Annotated in this window: 19 protein-coding genes; 13 read left to right on the forward strand and 6 right to left on the reverse strand. The window is 72.4% G+C overall.

The genetic code is table 11. From position 1 onward, the window contains the following. Nucleotides 1-26 precede the first annotated feature (26 nt). The gene (locus Msi02_RS09675; protein ID WP_204048027.1) at nt 27-455 is read left to right on the forward strand and encodes a MerR family transcriptional regulator; all 429 of its coding nucleotides are present in this window, start codon (nt 27-29) and stop codon (nt 453-455) included. Nucleotides 456-466: 11 nt separating this feature from the next. Here Msi02_RS09675 and Msi02_RS09680 read toward each other — a convergent pair whose 3' ends face one another. Next, nucleotides 467-1,882, reverse strand: coding sequence for an MFS transporter (locus Msi02_RS09680; RefSeq protein ID WP_239108261.1), 1,416 nt, complete (start codon nt 1,880-1,882; stop codon nt 467-469). Nucleotides 1,883-1,956: 74 nt separating this feature from the next. Then, on the reverse strand, nt 1,957-2,862 hold the full coding sequence (locus Msi02_RS09685; protein WP_204048028.1) for a helix-turn-helix domain-containing protein: 906 nt from the start codon (nt 2,860-2,862) through the stop codon (nt 1,957-1,959). 125 nt (nt 2,863-2,987) lie between these two features. Here Msi02_RS09685 and Msi02_RS09690 point away from each other — a divergent pair, with 125 nt between their 5' ends. The 10 genes from Msi02_RS09690 to rnhB all read left to right on the forward strand — a co-directional run bounded on the left by Msi02_RS09690 (nt 2,988) and on the right by rnhB (nt 14,872). Next, nucleotides 2,988-3,422, forward strand: coding sequence for an ester cyclase (locus Msi02_RS09690; RefSeq protein ID WP_204048029.1), 435 nt, complete (start codon nt 2,988-2,990; stop codon nt 3,420-3,422). Nucleotides 3,423-3,439: 17 nt separating this feature from the next. Beyond that, complete coding sequence (locus Msi02_RS09695; RefSeq protein WP_204048030.1) at nt 3,440-4,336, forward strand: LysR family transcriptional regulator; 897 nt, start codon at nt 3,440-3,442, stop codon at nt 4,334-4,336. Between the two features lie 557 nt (nt 4,337-4,893). Further along, nucleotides 4,894-5,337, forward strand: a complete 444-nt coding sequence (locus Msi02_RS09700) for a DoxX family protein (protein WP_275414110.1) — start codon at nt 4,894-4,896, stop codon at nt 5,335-5,337. Nucleotides 5,338-5,508: 171 nt separating this feature from the next. Then, entirely contained in the window at nt 5,509-6,045 is a 537-nt protein-coding gene (locus tag Msi02_RS09705) for an RNA polymerase sigma factor (RefSeq protein ID WP_204048032.1), read from the forward strand. Next, a complete protein-coding gene (locus Msi02_RS09710) occupies nt 6,042-6,530 on the forward strand; it encodes a hypothetical protein (protein ID WP_204048033.1) in 489 nt (162 codons plus the stop codon). The genes Msi02_RS09705 and Msi02_RS09710 overlap by 4 nt, the downstream gene beginning before the upstream one ends. 346 nt (nt 6,531-6,876) lie before the next feature. Further along, complete coding sequence (locus Msi02_RS09715; protein ID WP_204048034.1) at nt 6,877-9,351, forward strand: glycoside hydrolase family 9 protein; 2,475 nt, start codon at nt 6,877-6,879, stop codon at nt 9,349-9,351. Between the two features lie 13 nt (nt 9,352-9,364). Beyond that, nucleotides 9,365-12,097: a glycoside hydrolase family 9 protein gene (locus Msi02_RS09720; protein WP_204048035.1), complete on the forward strand. Its 2,733-nt coding sequence runs from the start codon at nt 9,365-9,367 to the stop codon at nt 12,095-12,097. Between the two features lie 95 nt (nt 12,098-12,192). Then, complete coding sequence (locus Msi02_RS09725; protein ID WP_204048036.1) at nt 12,193-13,671, forward strand: cellulose binding domain-containing protein; 1,479 nt, start codon at nt 12,193-12,195, stop codon at nt 13,669-13,671. A 73-nt stretch (nt 13,672-13,744) separates the two neighbouring features. Further along, complete coding sequence (locus Msi02_RS09730; RefSeq protein ID WP_204048037.1) at nt 13,745-14,059, forward strand: hypothetical protein; 315 nt, start codon at nt 13,745-13,747, stop codon at nt 14,057-14,059. Nucleotides 14,060-14,098: 39 nt separating this feature from the next. After that, on the forward strand, nt 14,099-14,872 hold the full coding sequence (gene rnhB / locus Msi02_RS09735) for a ribonuclease HII (protein ID WP_204048038.1): 774 nt from the start codon (nt 14,099-14,101) through the stop codon (nt 14,870-14,872). 56 nt (nt 14,873-14,928) lie between these two features. On the opposite strand, the gene Msi02_RS09740 is transcribed toward rnhB, so the two are convergent. After that, the gene (locus Msi02_RS09740) at nt 14,929-15,441 is read right to left on the reverse strand and encodes a hypothetical protein (RefSeq protein WP_204048039.1); all 513 of its coding nucleotides are present in this window, start codon (nt 15,439-15,441) and stop codon (nt 14,929-14,931) included. Nucleotides 15,442-15,575: 134 nt separating this feature from the next. On the opposite strand from Msi02_RS09740, the gene Msi02_RS09745 reads away from it, so the two are divergent. Together Msi02_RS09745 and Msi02_RS09750 are read left to right on the forward strand one after the other, a co-directional pair. Beyond that, entirely contained in the window at nt 15,576-16,250 is a 675-nt protein-coding gene (locus Msi02_RS09745; RefSeq protein WP_204048040.1) for a response regulator transcription factor, read from the forward strand. Continuing rightward, entirely contained in the window at nt 16,250-17,605 is a 1,356-nt protein-coding gene (locus tag Msi02_RS09750; RefSeq protein ID WP_204048041.1) for a sensor histidine kinase, read from the forward strand. Before Msi02_RS09745 ends, Msi02_RS09750 begins: the two co-directional genes overlap by 1 nt. Here the strand turns inward: Msi02_RS09750 and Msi02_RS09755 are convergent. The 3 genes from Msi02_RS09755 to Msi02_RS09765 are packed head-to-tail and all read right to left on the reverse strand — an operon-like array spanning nt 17,583 to nt 20,528. Then, complete coding sequence (locus Msi02_RS09755; protein WP_204048042.1) at nt 17,583-18,602, reverse strand: LacI family DNA-binding transcriptional regulator; 1,020 nt, start codon at nt 18,600-18,602, stop codon at nt 17,583-17,585. The genes Msi02_RS09750 and Msi02_RS09755 overlap by 23 nt on opposite strands. After that, the gene (locus Msi02_RS09760; protein ID WP_204048043.1) at nt 18,599-19,684 is read right to left on the reverse strand and encodes a Gfo/Idh/MocA family protein; all 1,086 of its coding nucleotides are present in this window, start codon (nt 19,682-19,684) and stop codon (nt 18,599-18,601) included. The genes Msi02_RS09755 and Msi02_RS09760 overlap by 4 nt, the downstream gene beginning before the upstream one ends. A 1-nt stretch (nt 19,685) precedes the next feature. Next, nucleotides 19,686-20,528: an amidohydrolase family protein gene (locus Msi02_RS09765; RefSeq protein WP_204048044.1), complete on the reverse strand. Its 843-nt coding sequence runs from the start codon at nt 20,526-20,528 to the stop codon at nt 19,686-19,688. Nucleotides 20,529-20,531 lie beyond the last annotated feature (3 nt).

The raw sequence follows: 20,531 nt of genomic DNA on the forward strand, positions 1-20,531 counted from the left end.
AGGACAGCGTCCGACTTAATGTCGGCATGAAGTCAAGCCCGACCATCGGCATCGGCGAGGCGGCCGCCCGGTTCGGCCTCGCGACGCACGTCCTGCGGCACTGGGAGTCGGTGGGACTGCTGACGCCCGCCCGGGTCGCGGGCGGCCGGCGCCGTTACGGCCCCGACGACATCTTCCGGGTGGCCGTGATCCTGCGGGCGAAGGAGGCGGGTCTCGGCCTGGACGACATCCGGGAGATGATCGCCACCCGCGCGGCGCCAGAGCGGCGTGAGATCCTCCGCCGCCGGCAGGCCGAGCTCCGGCGCCGCATCGAACGGGCCCGGGCGGCGCTGGAGGTGATCGAGTGCGCGCTGGGCTGCGACCACGACGACGTCACCGGCTGCGCGCACTTCCGGCAGGCCGTACGCGAACGGGTCGGCCTGCCGGCTCCCGCGCCGCCCACCGACGCCCGATGACGGGGGGACGGTCATCCGGCCCGCTCCTGCGGGCCCGGCACCGTACGAAGGGTGATGACGATCGCGGCGATCCACAGCAGGGCCGACAGGCCGCCGGCCCATCGCAGACCCGAGGTGAACCTCTCGGCGTCGGCGGGATCCTGCACGATGGCGCCGAGGACGGCGACGCCGAGCGCGCCGGCCGCCTGCCGTGCGGTGTTGTTGACGCCCGACGACAGGCCGGGGCGTGAGGGAGGCCCGGCGCGCAGCGCCGCCGCGACCACGGACGCGGTGAGCAGGCCCATGCCGAAGCCCAGGCCGAGGAGCGCGGGGAGGAGTGCCGCGTAGGGGCCGGTGGGGGTGACCAGCGACAGGCAGGCGGCGCCGGCCGTGCCGAGCAGCAGCCCGCCCAGCATCGGGAGCCGGGGTCCGTAGCGGGCGGCGAGCCGCCCGGTGATCGGCGCGCACAGTGCGAGGGGGGCGAACAGCGGTAGCAGCATGACACCGGCGGACAGGGCGTCGTGGTGGCGGACACCCTGGAGATACAGGGTGACGACGAAGACGAAGCCGATCCCGACGAAGTTCATCATGGCGGCGACGGCGTTGGCGCCGACGAAGCGGGAACCGCCGAGTACGGACGGCGGGAAGAGGGGCTCGGGAGCCCGCCGTTCCCACCACGCCAGGGCGGCCGTGCCGAGCACGGCGACCACAGCGGCCGCCGCCGTCTGGGCGGAGACGCCCGAGTGGCCGTACGCGATGGCGCAGTAGGTGAGGGCGAGCAGGGCGACGGCCGCGGCGAGCACCCCCGGGACGTCCAGCCGCCGGTCGGGTGCGGGCTCGTCCCTGCCGACGCGGCGGAGGGTGAGCACGATGGCGACCACGACGACGGGCAGGTTGACGAGGAAGACCGAGCGCCAGCCGGCGAGGGTGACGAGCAGCCCGCCGAGCACCGGGCCGCAGGGCAGCGCCAGGGCGGACACCCCCGCCCAGATGCCGAGGGCGCGGGCCTGTTCCGCGCGTTCCGGGAAGGTCGTGTTGACCACCGCCAGGGTGCTGGGCAGCAGCAGCGCGGCGGCGAAGCCCTGCAGGGCGCGGGCCGCGACCAGCGTGCCGATGCCGGGGGCGAGGCCGCACAGCAGGGAGGCGGCCCCGAAGAGGGCGAGCCCGGCGACGGCGACGGTGCGGTGTCCCAGCCGGTCTCCCACGACGCCGGCGGCGAGCAGGCACGCCGCGAGGACGACGGTGTAGGAGTCGACGACCCACTGCATGCCGGGCAGGCCGGTCCGGAGGTCCGCGCCGATGTGCGGTAGGGCGACGTTGACGATGGTCACGTCGAGTTGCACGAGGAACATGCCGGCGCACATCACGACGAGGATCGTCCGGCGTCTCCGGTGCGCCGCGGCCCCGTCGGGGCCGGAGGTGATCCGAGGAGTTCTCGTCGACGACATACGCCATCGCTGCCCACGATCAGTCCGGTCAACGCCGAAGCGTGGCGGAGCCTCCCGGATGGTGTCGGCCGTGCTCAGGGATGGGCCCGCAGGGCGGCGAGGAGCCAGGCGAAGTCGTCGGCATGGGACGGCTTCGGCTCCCGGCCGTTGATCACGGCCATGAGATGCCGGTAGCGCTCGGCCTCGGCGAACAGGCCGGCCTCCAGGCGCCGCCTGACAGCCGCCCGGCCGTCGGCGTCCATGTCGCCGAGCAGGCGGCGGACGACCTCGGCGGCCTCGGGAGAGTCGGGGCGCACGCCGTTCTCCCGCGCCTGGCCGACCTGCCAGGCGACCTTCTTCGCGAACCACATGAAGGCTCCCGGCTCCTGCCCCGCACGGTTTTGCGCGTTGTGCTCCACCATGTCGCGCATCCGCCGCCGGAAGTCCGGGTCGCGCACGAGTTCGGCGAGCTCCACCCAGGCGTCCACCTGCTCGGGCGTGGGGTCGTCGGGCAGGCCGATCTCGGTGTGCCGCATCCGGTTCCTGAGCTCCGGATCGGCGTCCAGTCCGCCGAAGACCTCGTCCACGAAGTTCTCGATGATGCGCCGCCGTTCCTCGGCGGACAGCCGTGCCAGATCGTTCAACAGTTTCGTCTCCTCCGTGCCGGACCGCCGCCTCGCGACGGTGCTGAGCACCGCGCGCCGGAGCCGCAGGGTGCGGATCTGCGCGTCCAGTGCGTCCACATGGACGGCGGCGACGTCGGCCAGGGTGACCTTCCGCTCCAGCACCCGCCGTACGTCGTCCAGGCCGAGACCGAGCTCCCGCAGCGTCCTGATGAGCTCCAGCCGGGCCACGGCGCCGGCGTCGTAGAGCCGGTAGCCTCCCTCGCTCCGCTCCGCCGGCGGCAGCGCGCCGACGTCCGACCAGTACCGGATCGTGCGCACCGGCATCCCGGTGCGGCGGGAGAGCCACCCGATGGTGAACAGCCCCTCGTCGTCCATGACCCCGAGTCTGGTCTCTCCACCGGCTGGAGACTCAAGGGCCTGTTCGCAAAACAACGCCACGCCACGGCGGCGTCGTGACCCGTCGCCGCGGGTAGGAGTTCCAGGACGGGGACGGGAGGCGCATGGCTGAGATCGGCGGGCTGTTAGAGGCGCTCACGGGCGCCATCAACGTCCAGAACGTCGAGCGGTTGATCCAATGCTTCAGCCCGAGGGCCGTGTTCGTGACGCCCGCGGGAGTGACCGAGGGCCACGAGCAGATCGGCTGGTATTTCCGGCAGCTCTTCACGGCGTTCCCCGACATGCACAACGAGATCACCGCATGGACCGTCCTGGACGACACCATCATCGCGGAGTGGACGTTCAGCGGCACCCACACCGGGGCGCTGCTGCTGCCGGGCGGCACGGAGATCCCGGGCAGCGGCCGCCGCGTGGTCCTGCCGGCCGCGGGCGCCTACACGATGGAGGACGGCGTGTTCGCGAGCGGGCGGGTCTACTACGACCAACTGGCGCTCTACCGCCAGACGGGCTGCGACCTGCGTCTGCGCAGGACCGCCTGAGGTCCCCATACTGGAGCGTGGACTCCGGCCCGCCGCTGCGCGACATCGGCTGCTTCGCCCTCGTCGCCCGGCACCTCAGCTTCTCCCGCGCCGCCGCGGAACTGGGCGTCTCCCAGCCCGCCGCGAGCCAGGCCGTCGGCCGTCTCGAGCGCGCGCTCGGGGTCCGCCTGTTCGAGCGGACCAGCCGGGAGGTCCGCCTGTCGCCCGCCGGCAAGGCGCTGCTGCCGTACGCCGAGGCGTTGCTGGAGTCGGCGGCCGCCTTCTCGGCGGAGGCGGAGCGGCTCGCGGCGCCGGAGGGCATCGGTGTCCGCCTCGCCTATCCCCCGCCGGCCGGCGGCCTCGCCGCGCGGATCGCGCGCAGGATGGCACGCCGCGATCCCCCGGCCGAGGTGGAACTGCGCCCGGCCGGCCGGGCCGCCGCCGTCGCGGCCCTCGCGGCAGGCGAGGTGACCGCGGCCATCCTCGCCGCCCCCTTCCCGCGGGAGCTGACCACCGCCGCCCGTTTCCACGTGCCCGTCGGGCATCTGGCCGTACCGGCCGGGGACCCGCTCGCCGGCCTGCCCCGCCTGCAGCCCGAACGGCTCGCGCGGCACCGCATTCTGCTGCCGCGCGAACGCCCGCCAGGCGGGATGTGGGCACGGCTCGCCGCCCGCGTCGGGCCGCACCGGCAGCACGTGGTGGCCGACGAGATCGACGACTTCGCCGCCGCGCTCGACCTGGTCGCGGCCGGCGTCGGCCTGCTGCCCACCCCCTCCCTGGTCGTCACGTCCGTCCGCAGGGACGACGTCGCCTTCGTCCCCCTGGACGCGGGCGACCTTCGCCTGACGTACGCGCTCGCGTGGCGGGGCGAACGGCTGTCGGCCGGGTTGATGGCACTCGTGCGGACGGCGCAGGAGTGCCTCTGGACGAGGTGACCCGCGGGTTCCCGGCGGTGGTCCGATGAGAAAGTTTCACGCCGTCTTCCGGAGCGGGACCGTCCGCGTCCCCGAGAATGGGCAGGTGGCCGGGCTGCCGTCACGGATTTCCCGACGCGGTGTCGCCATTCCCTGACAGAGGATTACTTGAACCCTTGACTAGTGGCACTCATATCAGCATTCTTGGGACTACGCCGCCCTGCGTATTCGCCGCCGAATAAGTGAGGCGCGGCCACCGTGGTCCACGGGCGAACCGCCGAATCCACCAGCGATGATGCTGCTCATTTCGGACTTTTACCAGCGGTTCTGGGTCTTTTGCCCATACATCCGCGCGGCTTCACGCCGCCGCACGTCCAATTCGCCGACAATGTGAGCCACGGAACGCCGGAAATGACGGCCGATTTACTTTGCCATGACTGCGAATAGGCGACGGCCTGAGTTTCCCGTTTCTCTTCCGCCGGATCCGGTTTTCCGGCGCGTTCCCATCGGCCGGCCGGGATCGCGTTCGCGCGTACGCGGCGCGGCCCGTCCGGCAGGCACGACAAGAAGGTGATCACTTGAAATCGGACCAGATCAGGGGACCAGTCCTCTCGCTTTTCCGCATGGTGACGGGGCTGCTGTTCGTCTGCCACGGCGCGGCGACGATCTTCGGTGTGCTGGGCGGCAACCGCGGCACCGGTCATGCCGTGGCGTTCGGCACGTGGCCGGGATGGTGGGCGGCGGCCATCCAGCTCGTCTTCGGGACGCTCGTCCTCGCCGGGCTGCTCACCCGGGTCAGCGCGCTGTTGTGCTCCGGCTCGATGGCGTACGCGTACTTCACGGTGCACGCGCCGCAGGGCCTGTTCCCGATCCGGAACGGCGGTGAGGCGGCGGCGATGTTCTGCTGGTCGTTCTTCCTCATCGCGGTCTTCGGCCCCGGCGCCTGGGCGCTGGACACGCTGATCCACCGGCTGCGGCACCACGAGGTCGAGACGTACGCGCCCGCGCCGGCACAGGCGTAGCCACACCGCGCCGCCGCCCGTCGGGCGAACTCGAGCGCCGGGTCCGGCACGACCCGCGCGTGTGCCGCCTCGCGGCCAGGACCTGCCTCATCGCCGGAGGCAGGTCCCACGCGTGCCGGTGTGAACCCGATCGGCCCCTCGTCCGACTGTGCAGGGTGACGGGAGGACGAGATGACCGACGAGCTACTGGTGGTGCGCGCCCAACTGGGTGATCGCGCGGCGCTGGCCGAGCTGGTGGCCCGCTGGCGGGTGCCCGTGTGGACGTACGTGCGGCGCATGCTCGACGCCGAGCGGGCCGACGACGTGTCCCAGGAGATCTGGCTGGCCGTGATCCGCGGCCTGCCCCGGTTGCGGGAACCCGCCCGGTTCGCGCCCTGGCTGTTCACCATCGCGCGCCGATCGGTCACCGACCGTCTGCGCGGTCAGTACGCCAGGGAACACGAGCACGCGCACGAAAGCCTGGCGGCCGGTGACGTGACCGTCGACGATCCCGTGGACGCCGCGGTGGACCGCGCCGAGCTGGTGAGCCTCCTGTCGGGCCTGCCCATGCCCGAGCGGGAGATCCTCGTCCTGTTCTACCTGCAGGACCTCTCGGTGGAGGACTGCGCGCAGATCTGCGAGATCCCCGCCGGGACGGTCAAGTCCCGGCTCAACCGCGCACGTCGCCTGTTGCGCTCGCATCTGGAGGAGAAGGGATACCGGCCATGACCGAGGAACCGCGGCTGTCGGCGCGGGAGATGATCGAGCGGCTCGAACCGGCGCTGTCCCGTGCCAGGCGCGTCCGGGCGGTGACGTCGCTGTTGTCCGGGCTGTCCGGCACGGCGTTCCTGACCGCCCTGTGGGGAGGCGAGCCCGGCCCGCTGCCCGGCCGCACGCAGGTGATGTTCGCCCTTCTCACCGTGGTCTGCCTGGCCTGGGCGGGCTACGGCGGATGGCTGCTCATGTGCCGGGTGCCGCTGTTCGCCACCGACCGGGTGGTCGCCGCGTGGATCGCCCTGGCCGCATCACTCGCCACCACCGCCGCCCTGGCCGCGCTGGCGGTCCAGCGCGGCACCGGCCTCGGCCCGGTGCTGGCGGTCGGAGGGCTGTTCGTGCCGGCCACACTGGTGCTGGCCGTGCTCGCCCATGCCCGCCGGAGGGCGCTGCTGCGCCGTGCACGTGAACTGACGCGTCCGCCCATGTCCGGGAACTGACTCGACGAGACGAAGGACCTTCCGATGGCGCACAATTCGAAGCTCGTCCGCCGCCGGTCCGGCAGGACGGCGCTGCTCGTGGTGACCCTGGTCGTCGCCGGAGTTCTCCTGGCGGGTGTGCTCATGCCGGCGCTCTGAACGTCGCGCTGAACTGAAAGTTTCAGCTCCGCGGCGTGCCCTCGGCCGTCCTGACCTGGCCGTACCGCTCCGTGACCGGAGCGTGCTTGGATCGCGCCACCTCGCGTACGCACGATCCGGGCGGGAGCCCTCCCGAGATCGTCCCGCCCGTTTCCGGGGCGGCCCCGCGCGGCGGGGCCGGCCCGTCGTCCTTTCCGAGGGGCACGTGATGCGACTACCGCGACGGCTGCTGAGCGCGAGCACGGCGACCGTACTGGCCGGCGCCCTGCTGGCCGTCACCTCGACTTCCACCCCCGTCTCGGCCGCCGGTGAAAATGGCACGGTCAACTACGGTGAGGCGCTGCAGAAGTCGTTCCTGTTCTACGAGGCGCAGGAGTCGGGGCACCTGCCGTCCACCAACCGGGTGACCTGGCGGGCCGACTCGACCGTCAACGACGGGAAGTCCGCCGGGGTGGACCTGTCCGGCGGCTTCTACGACGCGGGCGACCACGTGAAGTTCGGCTTCCCGATGGCGGCCATGACCACCACGCTGGCCTGGGGCGGCGCGGACTACCGGGCGTCCTACGAGCGCTCGGGCCAGTTGCCATACCTGCTGAACACGCTCCGGCAGGCGGGCGACTACTTCATCCACGCCCACCCCGAGCCGAACGTCCTGTACGTCCAGGTCGGCGACGGCGGTGAGGACCACTCCTACTGGGGCGCGCCGGAGACCGTCGAGGCCAAGGGCCACAAGCGGCCGGTCTACAAGATCACCGCGTCGTGCCCGGGCACCGACGTCGCCGCCGAGACCGCCGCCGCGATGGCCGCCTCGTCGATCGTCTTCCGGCCGACCGACCCGGCGTACGCCGACACGCTGCTCACCCACGCCAAGCAGTTGTTCACGTTCGCCGACACGACCAAGGGGACGAACGGCCGCGACACGGCGTACGTGAACTGCGTCAGCGCCGCGCAGGGGTTCTACAACTCCACGGGTGAGGGCGGCCAGGTCGAGGGCGCCACGAAGATGTACTGGGACGAGCTGGCCTGGGCCTCCGTCTGGCTCTACCGGGCCACCGGCACCGCGAGCTACCTCGACCGGGCGCGCGAGTTCTACCCGAAGATGGGCAGCCAGGAGGACCCGGGCAGCAACGGGCAGCAGGTGCCGGTCTTCAACTTCGGCTTCGGCTGGAACGACAAGCAATACGCCGTCTACGAGCAGATGGCCGAGCTGACCGGCGAGCAGAAGTACAAGGACGACGTCCAGCGCTACCTCGACTACTGGACCGTCGGATACAAGGGCAAGAAGGGCACGATCACGCCCGGCGGCCTGGCGTACATCTTCTACTGGGCCTCGTTGCGCATGGCCGCCAACACGGCCTTCGTCGCGTTAAGGTACGCCGACTTCCTCGGCTCGGGCGACCCGCTCTACGCGCGCTACCACGACTTCGGCAAGCGGCAGATCGACTACGCGCTCGGCGACAACCCCAGGCACTCCAGCTACATGATCGGCTTCGGGACCAACCCGCCGCGCAACCCGCACCACCGCGGCGCGCACGGCTCCTGGACCAACGCCGGCCCCGACGGCGAGCCCGCCGTGAGCAGGCACGTCCTGTACGGCGCGCTGGTCGGCGGCCCGGACGGCGCCGACGCCTACGCCGACAGCCGCGGCGACTACGTCAAGAACGAGGTCTCCCTCGACTACAACTCCGGCATCACCAGCTCGCTCGCCGTCCTCTACGGCAAGTACGGCGGCTCGCCCCTGGCCACGCTGCCGCGCGAGACGCCCGACGGCCCGGAGTTCTATCTGGAGCCGACGATCACCCACACGACGCGGGAGACGGCGGCCAAGACCTTCGTCATCAACAAGTCGGCCTGGCCGGCGACCGTGCTGGACAAGGCGAAGTTCCGCTACTACTTCACCCTGGACGGCTCGACGACGGCGAGCCAGGTCACGGTGAGCACGTCCTACACACAGTGCAAGCAGCCCACCGGGCCGCACCTGCTGGAGGGGCGCACGTACTACGCCGAGGTCGACTGCACCGGGACGCTCATCTTCCCCGGCGGCCAGTCGGAGTACCGCCGCGAGGTGCAGCTCCGCATCGGCGTGGCCGACGGAGCGACGTGGGACCCGTCCAACGACTGGTCGGCCAAGGGCGCGGACCACATGACCCTGTACGGCAACGACGGCCGCCTCATCTGGGGCACGCCGCCCGGCGCCGAGCCGTCGCCCAGCCCCAGCGCCTCCCCGTCGGCGTCGCCCTCGCCGTCGCCGTCCGCGTCTCCGTCGGCGTCGCCCTCGCCGTCCGCGTCGCCTTCGGCGAGCCCCTCCCCCAGCCCGTCGGTCTCGCCGAGCCCGTCCCCCTCACCGTCGCCGTCTCCCTCCGCCGGTGGTGGGTGCAAGGTGACCTATGGCACGAGCGACTGGGGCGGCGGGTTCACCGCGACCGTCACGATCGCCAACACCGGCGCCACGGCGGTCAACGGCTGGACACTGGCCTTCGCCTTCCCCGGCACCCAGAAGATCACCCCACCCGGCTGGTCGGCCACCTGGACCCAGACCGGTGCGAACGTCACCGCCGCCAACCTCGACTGGAACAAGACCATCACCCCCGGACAGTCTGTCCAGATCGGCTTCAACGGCACCTACACCGGCGCCAACCCCAAACCCACCGCCTTCACCCTCAACGGCACCACCTGCTCCTGAGACGAGGCCATCCATGAGACTCCTGTCCCTGGGCGGGGTGGCCGCCGTACTGGCCGCCCTGCTCGTCCCGGGCCCGGCTCCCGCACAGGCGGCGAGCACGTACAACTACACAGAGGCCCTGCAGAAGTCGATCTACTTCTACGAGGCGCAGCAGTCGGGCAGGAAGCCCGCCTGGAGCCGGGTGGAGTGGCGCGGCGACCGCACGCTGAACGACGGGAAGGCCGCCGGGGTGGACCTGTCCGGCGGCTGGTACGACGCGGGCGACCACGTCAAGTTCGGCTTCCCGATGGCGTTCACCACCACGATGCTGGCCTGGGGGCTGGTCGAGAACCGCACCGGCTACGGGACCCAGCTCACGCCCATGCTGAACAACCTCAAGTGGGCCACCGACTACCTCATCGCCGCGCACCCCGATCCTGAGACGTTGTACGTCCAGGTGGGCGACGGCAGCGTGGACCATGCGTACTGGGGCCCGCCCGAGGTGATCGACATCAAGGGCATGTCGCGGCCGGTCTACAAGATCACCCCGACGTGCAAGGGCACCGACGTCGTCGCCGAGACGGCGGCGGCCATGGCGGCCTCCTCGATGGCCTTCCGGACGACCGACCCGGCGTACGCCGACACGCTGCTGACGCACGCCAGGCAGCTGTTCACGTTCGCCGACACGACCAAGGGCACGAACGGCCAGGACACGGCGTACACGAGTTGCGTGCCGGGCATCTCCGGCTACTACAACTCGACCTGGGAGGGCGGCTCCGACCACCCGGGCGCGACCAAGATGTACTGGGACGAGCTGGCCTGGGCGGCCGTGTGGCTCTACCGGGCCACCGGCACCGGGAGCTACCTGGACAAGGCTCGCGAGTTCTACCCGAAGATGGGCAGCGAGCCCGACGTGGGCCAGGGCGCGGGCGGAACCACCGTCCCCGCCTACAGCTTCGGCCTCGGCTGGAACGACAAGGAGTACGGCGTCTACGCGCTGATGGCCGAGCTGACCGGCGAGCAGAAGTACAAGGACGACGTCCAGCGCTACCTCGACTACTGGACCACCGGATACAAGGGCAAGAAGGGACCGGTCACCCCCGGCGGCCTGGCCTACATCTTCAACTGGGCGTCGCTGCGCATGGCGCTGAACACCGCCTGGGTGGCCCTCGTCTACGCCGACCACCTCGGCCCCGGTGACCCGCTCTACGCGCGCTACCACGACTTCGCCAAACGACAGGTCGACTACGCCCTCGGGGACAATCCACGCCACTCCAGTTACATGGTGGGCTTCGGGACCAACCCGCCGACGCACGTCCACCACCGGGCGGCCAGCGGCCAGTACCTCGGCTACATGAGCGACACCACAGGACCGAACCTGCACGTCCTGTACGGCGCTCTTGCCGGCGGCCCGGACCAGACCGACGCCTACACCGACAGCCGAACGGACTACGTCCGCAACGAGGTGGCGATCGACTACAACTCCGGCATCACCAACGTGCTCGCGCGGTTCGCCAAGGAGTACGGCGGGACACCGGTGGCGGGCTTCCCCGCGCCGGAGGAGAAGTACGAGGAGATCTACGCCGAGACCGGCAACGTCTACACCGGTGTGGACGGCACCTCGCTGACCGTCACCATCACCAACACGTCCAACTGGCCGCCGCGCGTCCTCCAGTCGGGCAAGGCGCGTTACTACTTCACGCTCGACGGCTCCACCTCGATCTCCCAGGTGAAGGTGACCGGCGGAGACAGCAACGGCTGCGCCGTGAACGGGCCGACTCTCGCGCAGGACCGCACCTACTACGCCGAGGTGGACTGCACGGGCAAGCCCATCTACCCGGGCGACGCCCAGCTCTACCGGCGCGGCACGCAACTGCGGATCTCGGTGCCGAACGGCGCGACCTGGGACCCGGCCAACGACTGGTCGGCCTCGGCGGCGTCGCACGTGCCGGTGTACGACGGGAACACGCTGGTGTGGGGCACGCCGCCCGGCGGCACGCCCAGCCCGTCCCCCTCACCGTCGCCTTCGCCCTCGCCGTCCTCTTCTCCGTCTCCCTCGCCGTCGCCGTCGGCTTCGGGGGACACCACACCGCCGAGCGTGCCCACCGGGCTGCGGGTCTGCGGGGCCGACTTCGTCAACGCGGTCCCGATGTGCTGGACGGCCTCGACCGACGACACCGGGGTCACCGGCTACGACGTCTACATGAAGCAGGGCGCCGGCTTCACCAAGATCGGATCGACCACGTCCACGCTGTACGTCGCGGACAAGCTGGTGGCCGGGACCAGCTACACGTTCTACGTCGTGGCCAGGGACGCGGCCGGCAACACCAGCCAGCCCTCGGCGACGCTCACCGCGACCGCCCAATCCGGCCTGCCCAGCCCGTCGCCCAGCCCATCGGCCTCACCGAGCCCGTCTCCGTCCCCGTCTCCATCGCCTTCACCGTCGGCAGGTGGCGGGTGCAAGGTGACGTACGGAACCAGTGACTGGGGCGGCGGGTTCACCGCGACCGTCACGATCGCCAACACCGGCGCCACGGCGGTCAACGGCTGGACACTGGCCTTCGCCTTCCCCGGCACCCAGAAGATCACCCCACCCGGCTGGTCGGCCACCTGGACCCAGACCGGTGCGAACGTCACCGCCGCCAACCTCGACTGGAACAAGACCATCACCCCCGGACAGTCCATCCAGATCGGCTTCAACGGCACCTACACCGGCGCCAACCCCAAACCCACCGCCTTCACCCTCAACGGCACCGCCTGCTCGTGATCCCCCATCTCGCGGTCCGGCGCACCCGGGTGCGCCGGACCGCCCGCAGAGAGGTGACTCTTATGTCCGTCCAGGGTCTCCGTAAAGCCGCGGCCGTGCGAGCCGGTCTCCTGGGGGCCGGCCTCGCAGGCGCCGGGCTCGCCCTCGCCGCCGCGGCCCTCCCGCCGGCCTACGCGGCGGCCGAGGACACCACGCCGCCCAGTGCGCCGGGGACGCTGCGGGACTGTCCCCTGCCCGCGGCCCCCGGATCGGGCCTCGGCATCGGCGTGTCGCTGTGCTGGGGCGCCGCGACCGACGACGTCGGCGTCACCGGCTACGACATCCAGGTGAAGCAGAGCGGCGCCTTCACCACCGTCCGCACCACGACCGGTCCCGGTTCCATCGTCAGCGGCCTCACTCTCGGGCAGTCGTACACGTTCCGAGTGATCGCCAGGGACGCGGCGGGGAACGCGGGCCCGCCGTCGAACGAACTGACGGCCACGGCGAACTACCTCAGCGGCATGCCGCCGTCCAGTCCCCCGCCCAGCCCGTCGCCGATCGACCGGACCCCGCCGACCCGTCCCGAGGGCCTGGTCACGCAGAGCGTCTACGTCAACGGCGCGGTCGGCCTGGCCTGGACGCCGTCCACGGACGACGTCGGGATCTCCACCTACGAGGTCCACGTGTGGACCGGCGGCGCCTTCCTGCGCGCGCAGCAGGCCACGATCGACATGCGGGCCGACCAGGTCACCGCGGTCGTCACCGGCCTCACCGCGGGGCGCGACTACCTGTTCTACGTGGTGGCCCGGGACCGCTCGGGCAACCTCAGCGCGCCCTCCGACCTGGTCCGCGCCCGGGCCATGGTCGAGCCGCCCGCCGCCAGCCCGAGCCCCGGGACGGACACCACGCCTCCCGGCACGCCGACAGGGCTGGCCACCGTCAGCGGGATGTCCATCCCCGGCGGAGTCTTCCTCGCCTGGAACACCGTCGGCGACGACAGCGGGGTCCCGCCCCGCTACGACCTGTTCCGCCGGACCGAGAACGGCTACGCGTACGAGGGCGAGAACGCCACCCCCCGCGACATCGTCTCCGGCCTCGAAGGAGGCAAGCCGTACACCTTCCAGGTCGTCGCCCGCGACGCGGCCGGCAACCTGAGCAACCCCTCGGCGCCATACACGGCGATCGCGCAGCCCGGCGGAACGTCCTCGCCCAGCCCGTCGCCGTCCCTCGGCCTGTCGCCGTCCCCCAGCCCGTCGGCGTCCCCGTCGTCCGGTTCCGGGTGCAGGGTGACGTACGCGACCACCACCTGGGACGGCGGATTCACCGCCACCGTCACGATCACCAACACCGGCACCGCCGCCATCGACGGGTGGCGGCTCGGCTTCGGCTTCCCGCTCGCCTCCCAGCGGGTCACCAACGGATGGTCGGCCGTCTGGGCCCAGTCCGGCACCGCTGTCACCGCCGGGAACTACGAATGGAACAAGACGATCAAGCCGGGCCAGTCGGTGTATCTCGGCTTCAACGGCGCCTACACCGGCAGCAACCCCGAACCGGCCGCCTTCACCCTCAACGGAGGCGCCTGCACGACGACGTGACGAGCCGCGACCGGTGCCGTCCGCATCACCGCACCACCAATCGTGGAGCACCGATCTGTCATACGCCGTCCGCATGAGCGTGCCCGTCATCGCACTCGCGGCGGCGCAGCACATCCTGAGCGAAGCCCAGACCGAGGCCGTCCACGGGATGATCCACAGGCTGGGGCACGTCCGGCTGGAGCCGGTCGCCTCCACCGAGGACGTGCTCCGCCTGTCGGCGGTCTCGGTGCATCTGACGGAGCGGCAGGACATGGCGGCGGCGCACACGGTCGCCGTGGCCCGGTATCTCGGCTTCCCGGTCCTCGCCGCCGACCTGAAGCGATGGGAGCCGGTGCGCGCGCACCTGCCGTGGCAGATCGACATCTACGAGATCAGTGATTCGGACTGATTTCCGGATCGGCTTGTGGGCGCCTGGGATGATACGGGGATGACCGACGCCCTGCCCGGGTTTGAGCCCGGTGCCGAACCCGGCACTGCACCCGCGCCCGCCGCACCGCCGCGCCGGGTCGCCGGATACGAGATCGAGGACGAGTTGCGTGCGGCCGGGGCGGTCCACGTCGCGGGGGTGGACGAGGTCGGCCGCGGCGCGTGGGCGGGCCCGGTGGTGGTCTGCGCCGCCGTCACCGCCTTCGGCCCGCCGCCCGAACTGCCGGGACGCGGGCAGCGCACCGTCCGGCTGACCGACTCCAAGCTGCTCGGCCCGGCCCAGCGGGAGGCGTTCGCCGAGGTCCTTCCGGACTGGCTCACCTGCCACGCGTACGGCGCTTCGGCCCCTGAGGAGATCGACGAGGTCGGCATGACCGAGGCGCTGCGCCGGGCCGCGTGCCGGGCGCTGGAGGCCCTGCCGCTGCGGCCCGACGTGGTGCTCCTCGACGGCGCGCACGACTTCCTCGGCCGGCCGTGGCGGGTGCGATGCGAGGTCAAGGCCGACCAGCGGTCGGTGTCGGTGGCCGCCGCGTCGGTGCTGGCCAAGGTGCACCGCGATCGCCTGATGGCGGAGATCGGCGAGGAGCACCCGGCATACGGCTTCGCCGCCAACGCGGGCTATCCCTCCCCCGTGCACCAGCAGGCGCTGGCGGAGGCCGGGCCGACCCCGCACCACCGGCTGTCGTGGTCCTACCTGGACGACCTGCCCCAGTGGCGGCACCTGCGCAAGCACCGCGACCCCCTGGCCGGCTCCGGCCAGATGACCCTCCTCTGACGCACCCCCGCCGGGCGTCCGTACACTGGCCGGGCGGGGCGCTCAGATGGTGGCGGTCAGTCGGCCTGCGGCGGGACGGCGCAGGTCACCGCGACGGTGGTCCGCGTGCGGTGCCCGGCCGCGCCCTTCTCCGTCGTCGCCTTCCTGGGCACCACCCTCTCTGCGATGCCGCTCTCACCCGTCACCTTCGGGGGCACCTTCTCGGGGGCCGTCCTCTCGGTCGTGCCGCTCTCGGTGGTGCCCTTCTCCGGGGCATCGGGCGCGCTCTCGGTCGTGCCCTTCGCGGCGGTGCCGGGCGCTCCCAGGTCCGCACCGGGATTGGCGGGGATGGCCGGGACGGCGCGCACCCGGTCGCCGGGCTTCAGTTCCCGCAGTCCCGTGCCGTCGTCGAGCAGGAGCTTGCCGTCCCTCTCCACCACCTTCAGGGTCTGCGAGCAGGAGGACGTCACCGGAACCCCGGTCCTCCCGCCGGAGGCCCCGTCGGCGTTCGCGGCGGCGGTGAGCGTGGCGGCGAGGGCAGCCCCCAGCCCGATCGCCACCAGCCCCGCCCGCATGCGCTTGCTGATCATCTAGGTCTCCTTCTCCTACGGCCCCGCGCGGGACCGTACGGAGACGACGGTGCCGACGGGCACCTGAAGCCACGCTGAAGCCGCCTGAAGGATCTTTAGCGTGGCTTCAGGTGCCGCCTGCGATGGTGTGGGGCATGCGTGTGCTGCTGGTGGAGGACGAGCGGCGGCTCGCCGAGCTCGTGAAGAGCGGCCTGGCGGACGAGGGGTTCGCCGTGGACATCGCCTGCGACGGGACCGAGGGCCTGTGGATGGCCACAGAGAACTCCTACGACGCGATCGTGCTCGACGTCATGCTGCCGCGGCTGAACGGGTACGCGGTGTGCCGCCGCCTGCGCGAGGCAGGCAATTGGACGCCGATCATGATGCTGACCGCCAAGGACGGCGAGTACGACGAGGCCGAGGCCCTGGACACCGGGGCCGACGACTTCCTGTCCAAGCCCTTCTCCTACGTGGTCCTGCTGGCCCGGCTCCGCGCCCTCGTACGGCGGGGCGGCCGGGAGCGCCCGGTCTCGCTGACGGTCGGCGACCTCACCATCGACCCCGCCGGGATGCGCTGCCGCCGGGCGGGAACGGAGGTGTCCCTCACCCCGAAGGAGTTCGCCGTGCTGCACGCCCTCGCACGGCGGGCGGGCGAGGTGGTGTCCAAGGCCGACCTGCTCGCGCAGGCGTGGGACTTCGCCTACGACGGCGACCCGAGCATCGTGGAGGTCTACATCAGCGCCCTGCGCCGCAAGATCGACGCGCCCTTCGGCCGCTCGTCGCTGGTCACGGTGCGCGGGGCGGGCTACCGGCTCGACGGGCATCGGTGATGCCCCGCCCGCGCCCGCCCGCGCGCTGGTCGGTGCGACTGCGCGCGACGGTCGCCGCCACCGCCATCGTCGCCGTCGCCCTGGGCGGCGCGGCGGCCGTGCTGACGGCGGTCCTGCGGGCCAGCCTGGAGCAGAGCACGGCCGAGCAGGCCCACCGGCGGGCCGCGCAGGTCGCCGCGATCCTGGCCGTCCCCGCCTCACCGGCCGCCGCGCCGTACGGGAGCCCGGGCGCGCACATGAAATCGGGCACGCGGGAGAGCGAGCCCCCGGAGCGCAGCCTGAGCGGCGCGGCCGGGGAGAAGGGAACCTCCGTCTCCGACCCGGACGTGCGGGTCGGGGTCCCGGCCGAGGCGCCGGGCGCCGACTGGGCGGGCGACGGCTACCTGACGGCACGCACCACGGTCGCAACCGGCGAGGGCCCGCTGACCGTCGTCGCACGGACCTCCCTCGAACCGGCCAGGGAGGCGCTCACGACGCTGGGGAGGCTGCTGGTCTTCGGCATTCCGGCCCTGCTGCTGGTGGTGGCCGCGATGACCTGGTTCTCCGTGGGCCGGGCCCTGGCGCCGGTGTCCGCGATCCGGGCCGAGCTGGCCGACATCACGGCCCGCGACCTGCACCGCCGGGTGCCCGTGCCGGGCAGCGGGGACGAGATCGCCGCCCTCGCCCGTACGGTCAACGCCACGCTCGACCGGCTGGAGAACGCGGTGCGGCAGCACAAGCGGTTCGTCGCCGACGCGGCCCACGAGTTGCGCAGCCCGATCGCGACCGTGCGTACGCGGCTGGAGCTCGCCTCCGGGCACGAGCCGGCCCGCGAGGCGCTGGCAGACGTCGGACGGCTGCAGGCGCTCGCCGCCGACCTGCTCCTGCTGGCCGCGCTCGACGCCGGGGAGCCGCCCCGGGCCGACGAGGTGGACCTCGGCCAGGTGGCGGCCGAGGAGGCGCTGCGCCCGCGCCCGGAGACGGGCGTGACGGTGCGGGTGACGGCCGATCCCGACGTCGTGGTGCACGGCTCCCGCCACCACCTCGCCCGCCTGGTCACCAACCTCGTCGACAACGCCGTACGGCACGCCTCGTCGGCCGTCGAGGTGCGGGTCCTGGCGGAGAAGACGGGCGCGCTGCTGGAGGTGCGCGACGACGGGCCGGGCATCCCTCCGGAGGACCAGGAGGCCGTCTTCGACCGGTTCACCCGGCTGGACGGCGCGCGGACGAGGGACGCCGGCGGCTCGGGCCTGGGCCTTGCCATCGTCAGGGAGATCGCCTCCCGGCACGGCGGCACCGTCGCGATCGGCGACTCCCCCGGCGGCGGCGCGTGCTTCACCGTACGGCTCCCGGTCAGCCGCCCGGACCCCCGCTGACCGGCGGGGCGGTGGAGCGGCGGGCGATCAGCTCTATGGGGCCGTCGAGCACCTCGGCCACGCTGTCGTCCGGCTTGAGGCTGCCGAGCAGTTCGACGCCGCGACGGCCCAGCTCGGCGAGCGGCATGCGGACCGTGGTGAGCGGGGGCGCGAGGTAGCTCGCCAGGTCGAGGTCGTGCACCGCCACCATCGAGACGTCGCGGGGGATGTCCAGCCCCGCCTCCCGTACGGACTCCATCGCGCCGATCGCGGAGGCGACGTTGGCGACGAAGACGGCGGTCGGCGGCTCGGGGGCGGCGAGCAGCGCGGCCATCGCCGCTGCACCGCCGGCCGGGGTGTAGCCGGCCGCGACGATCGGGCCTTCGGGCAGGCCCGCGTCGCGCATGGCCGCGCGCCACCCCGCCGACCTGCGCAGCGCGGTGTCGGCGCCCTCGGGACCGGCCAGATGGGCGATCCTGCGGTGCCCGAGCCCCACGAGGTGCTCGACCGCGAGCCGGGCGGCCCGCTCGTCGTCGAGGATGACGTAGCGCTTGACGGCCGGGCTCCTGCGGTTGAGCATGAGCCACGGCACGGCCATCCGGTCGAGCTGCGCGAGCAGCTCCGACTCGCCCTCCGCTCCGGCCAGCAGCAGGCCGTCGATGCGGCCCTGGCCGAGCAGGTCCATGTAGCCGCCGAGCCCCGCCCCGGTGGAGCTGCCCGTCACCAGCACGCAGCCGAGACCGGCCGCCGCCGCCTCGGCGCCCTTGATGATCTCCGCGTACACGGGGTTGGCGAAGTCGGGCAGGAACAGCCCGAACATGTGCGCGCGGGCCGTGCGCAGGCTGCGGGCCGCGGCGTTGGGGCGATAGCCGAGCTGCGCCACCGCGGCCAGCACCCGCTCGCGCGTCTCCGGCCGGATGCTGAGCGCGGGGTCGTTGTTGACGACCCGCGAGACCACGGCACGGTCGACCTTCGCCAGCGCGGCGACGTCGGCGAGGGTCACCCGGGCGCGCTTCACAACGCCCCCGGACGCCGGCTCTCGCCGGACTCCATGGACTGGTACAGCGCCTCCATGAGACGGAGTGTGCCCAGATTGTCGGCCGCCGCGGTCTCCGGCTCTCCGCCCTCGGCGATCGCCGCCAGCAGCGACCCCATCGGCCCCGCGACCGCGTCCGGCAGCCACCGGGTGGTCACCGGGTAGGGCAGCCAGCCGTCGGTGGGCAGCACGCGGCTGCTGACCTCCAGCGTGTCCGGGCGGCCGTGCGGGTAGTCGTACAGCAGCCCGAGGGTGCCCCTGATCGCGCCCTCGGTGCCGTCGACGCGGAACGCCGCCTCGTAGTCGCCGGTGCGGTTCTCGTGGTGGGCGTGGACCAGCGCCCGCACGTCGCCCGGGTAGACCAGCACGCTCATCGTGCGGGTCTCGCCCTTGGCGACCTGCCCCGCCGTACGGCTGCCGGTGCAGAACACCGTCTCGGGGTCGCCGAGGATCGAGCGGATGGCGTCCAGGTAGTGGATGGAGTGGTAGACGATCTCCAGCCGGTCGGTGGAGACGAGCCAGTCCCAGGCGCTCCAGTCGGTGAAGATGTTCACGGTGAACGTCATGGCCGTCGGCTCGCCGATCCAGCCCTCCCGGACCATGGCGCGGGCGGCGGCGATGCCCTCGTCGAAGCGCAACTGCTGGTTGACCGCCACCTTCAGCCCGCGCTCGGCGGCCAGGGCGACGATCTCCCGCCCGGTCGCGAGGTCGGGCGCGAACGGCTTCTGGCACAGCAGGTGCTTGCCGGCCTCCAGCGCGGCCCTCGCGATGCCGGGCTGCGCGTTCGGCGCCACCGCGACGTCCACCACGGCCACCCGCTCGTCGGCGAGCAGTTCCGCAAGCGAGCCGTACACGCGAGGCACGCCGTGCCGCGCGGCGACCTCGCGGGCCCGCTCCGCGTTCAGGTCGAAGATCCCGGCGATCTCCAGCCCGGCCTTCCGGTACGCCGGCAGGTGGGCCACGTCGACGATCGCCCCGGCGCCCACGACCGCGATCGGCAGCCGGTGCGCCTCGGGTATCGCCAGGTCGGCGGCGGCCGCGATCGGCGCGAAGACGTCCAGCACGTCACACCTCGATTCGGTAGAAGCGGGCTGCCGTGCCGCCGAGCACGGCCGCGCGGTCGGCCTCGGACAGGCCGGCGAGCAGCACGTTGGTCTCGCGCCACACGGTGGCGTAGTCGCCGGCGAGGATCGAGACGGGCCAGTCGCCGCCGAACATCAGCCGCTCGGGGCCGAACAGCTCCATCGCGTGGTCCACGTACGGCCGCAGGTCGGCGGCCGTCCAGCTCTCCGGGTCGGCGGCGGTGTTGAGGCCCGACACCTTGGCGTACGCCTGCGGATATTCGGCGGCGCGGGCGATCAGGCCCGCCCACGGCTCCCAGCCCTTCTCCTTGATGGGCGGCTTGGCCAGGTGGTCGATCACCATCCGCAGCCCGGGGATCCGCTCGGCCAGCACCGGCACGTGCTCCAGGTGGCGGGGCAGCACCGCGACCACGTCGAACGGCAGGCCCGCCTCGGCGAGCACCCCCAGGCCCTCGATCACCGCGTCGCGCAGCAGCCAGTCGGGGTCGGGGTCGTCGTGGATGAGGTGGCGGACCCCGGCGAACTTCGGGTGCCTCCGGTAGCGCTCCAGCGCCTGCGCCGCCTCGTCCGGCCGCTCCAGCGGCACCCAGCCGACCACCGCCGCCACGAAGTCGTACGCGTCGGCCTGTGCGAGCATCGCGTCGGTGTCGGCGTAGGAGTCCATCGCCTGGACGAGCACCGTGTGATCGACCCCGGCCTCGGCGAGCTGCGGGATCAGCTCCTCCGGCTCGAAGGTGCGGTAGATGGGCCCGGCCTCGGGCGTCAGCCAGGGGTAGGAACCGGTCTCCAGGTTCCAGAAATGCTGATGCGCATCGATGACGGGCATCCG

Source organism: Microbispora siamensis, assembly GCF_016863095.1.
GTDB classification, from domain to species: Bacteria; Actinomycetota; Actinomycetes; order Streptosporangiales; family Streptosporangiaceae; genus Microbispora; species Microbispora siamensis.

Bases quoted from the DNA above. Each gene is read 5' to 3' on its own strand.
- Msi02_RS09765 (WP_204048044.1), bottom strand. From the start codon at position 20,528: ATGCCCGTCATCGATGCGCATCAGCATTTCTGGAACCTGGAGACCGGT.
- Msi02_RS09730 (WP_204048037.1), top strand. From the start codon at position 13,745: ATGAGCGTGCCCGTCATCGCACTCGCGGCGGCGCAGCACATCCTGAGC.
- Msi02_RS09685 (WP_204048028.1), bottom strand. From the start codon at position 2,862: ATGGACGACGAGGGGCTGTTCACCATCGGGTGGCTCTCCCGCCGCACC.
- Msi02_RS09680 (WP_239108261.1), bottom strand. From the start codon at position 1,882: ATGTCGTCGACGAGAACTCCTCGGATCACCTCCGGCCCCGACGGGGCC.
- Msi02_RS09675 (WP_204048027.1), top strand. From the start codon at position 27: ATGAAGTCAAGCCCGACCATCGGCATCGGCGAGGCGGCCGCCCGGTTC.
- Msi02_RS09710 (WP_204048033.1), top strand. From the start codon at position 6,042: ATGACCGAGGAACCGCGGCTGTCGGCGCGGGAGATGATCGAGCGGCTC.
- Msi02_RS09745 (WP_204048040.1), top strand. From the start codon at position 15,576: ATGCGTGTGCTGCTGGTGGAGGACGAGCGGCGGCTCGCCGAGCTCGTG.
- Msi02_RS09740 (WP_204048039.1), bottom strand. From the start codon at position 15,441: ATGATCAGCAAGCGCATGCGGGCGGGGCTGGTGGCGATCGGGCTGGGG.
- Msi02_RS09715 (WP_204048034.1), top strand. From the start codon at position 6,877: ATGCGACTACCGCGACGGCTGCTGAGCGCGAGCACGGCGACCGTACTG.
- Msi02_RS09705 (WP_204048032.1), top strand. From the start codon at position 5,509: ATGACCGACGAGCTACTGGTGGTGCGCGCCCAACTGGGTGATCGCGCG.
- Msi02_RS09720 (WP_204048035.1), top strand. From the start codon at position 9,365: ATGAGACTCCTGTCCCTGGGCGGGGTGGCCGCCGTACTGGCCGCCCTG.
- rnhB (WP_204048038.1), top strand. From the start codon at position 14,099: ATGACCGACGCCCTGCCCGGGTTTGAGCCCGGTGCCGAACCCGGCACT.
- Msi02_RS09690 (WP_204048029.1), top strand. From the start codon at position 2,988: ATGGCTGAGATCGGCGGGCTGTTAGAGGCGCTCACGGGCGCCATCAAC.
- Msi02_RS09750 (WP_204048041.1), top strand. From the start codon at position 16,250: ATGCCCCGCCCGCGCCCGCCCGCGCGCTGGTCGGTGCGACTGCGCGCG.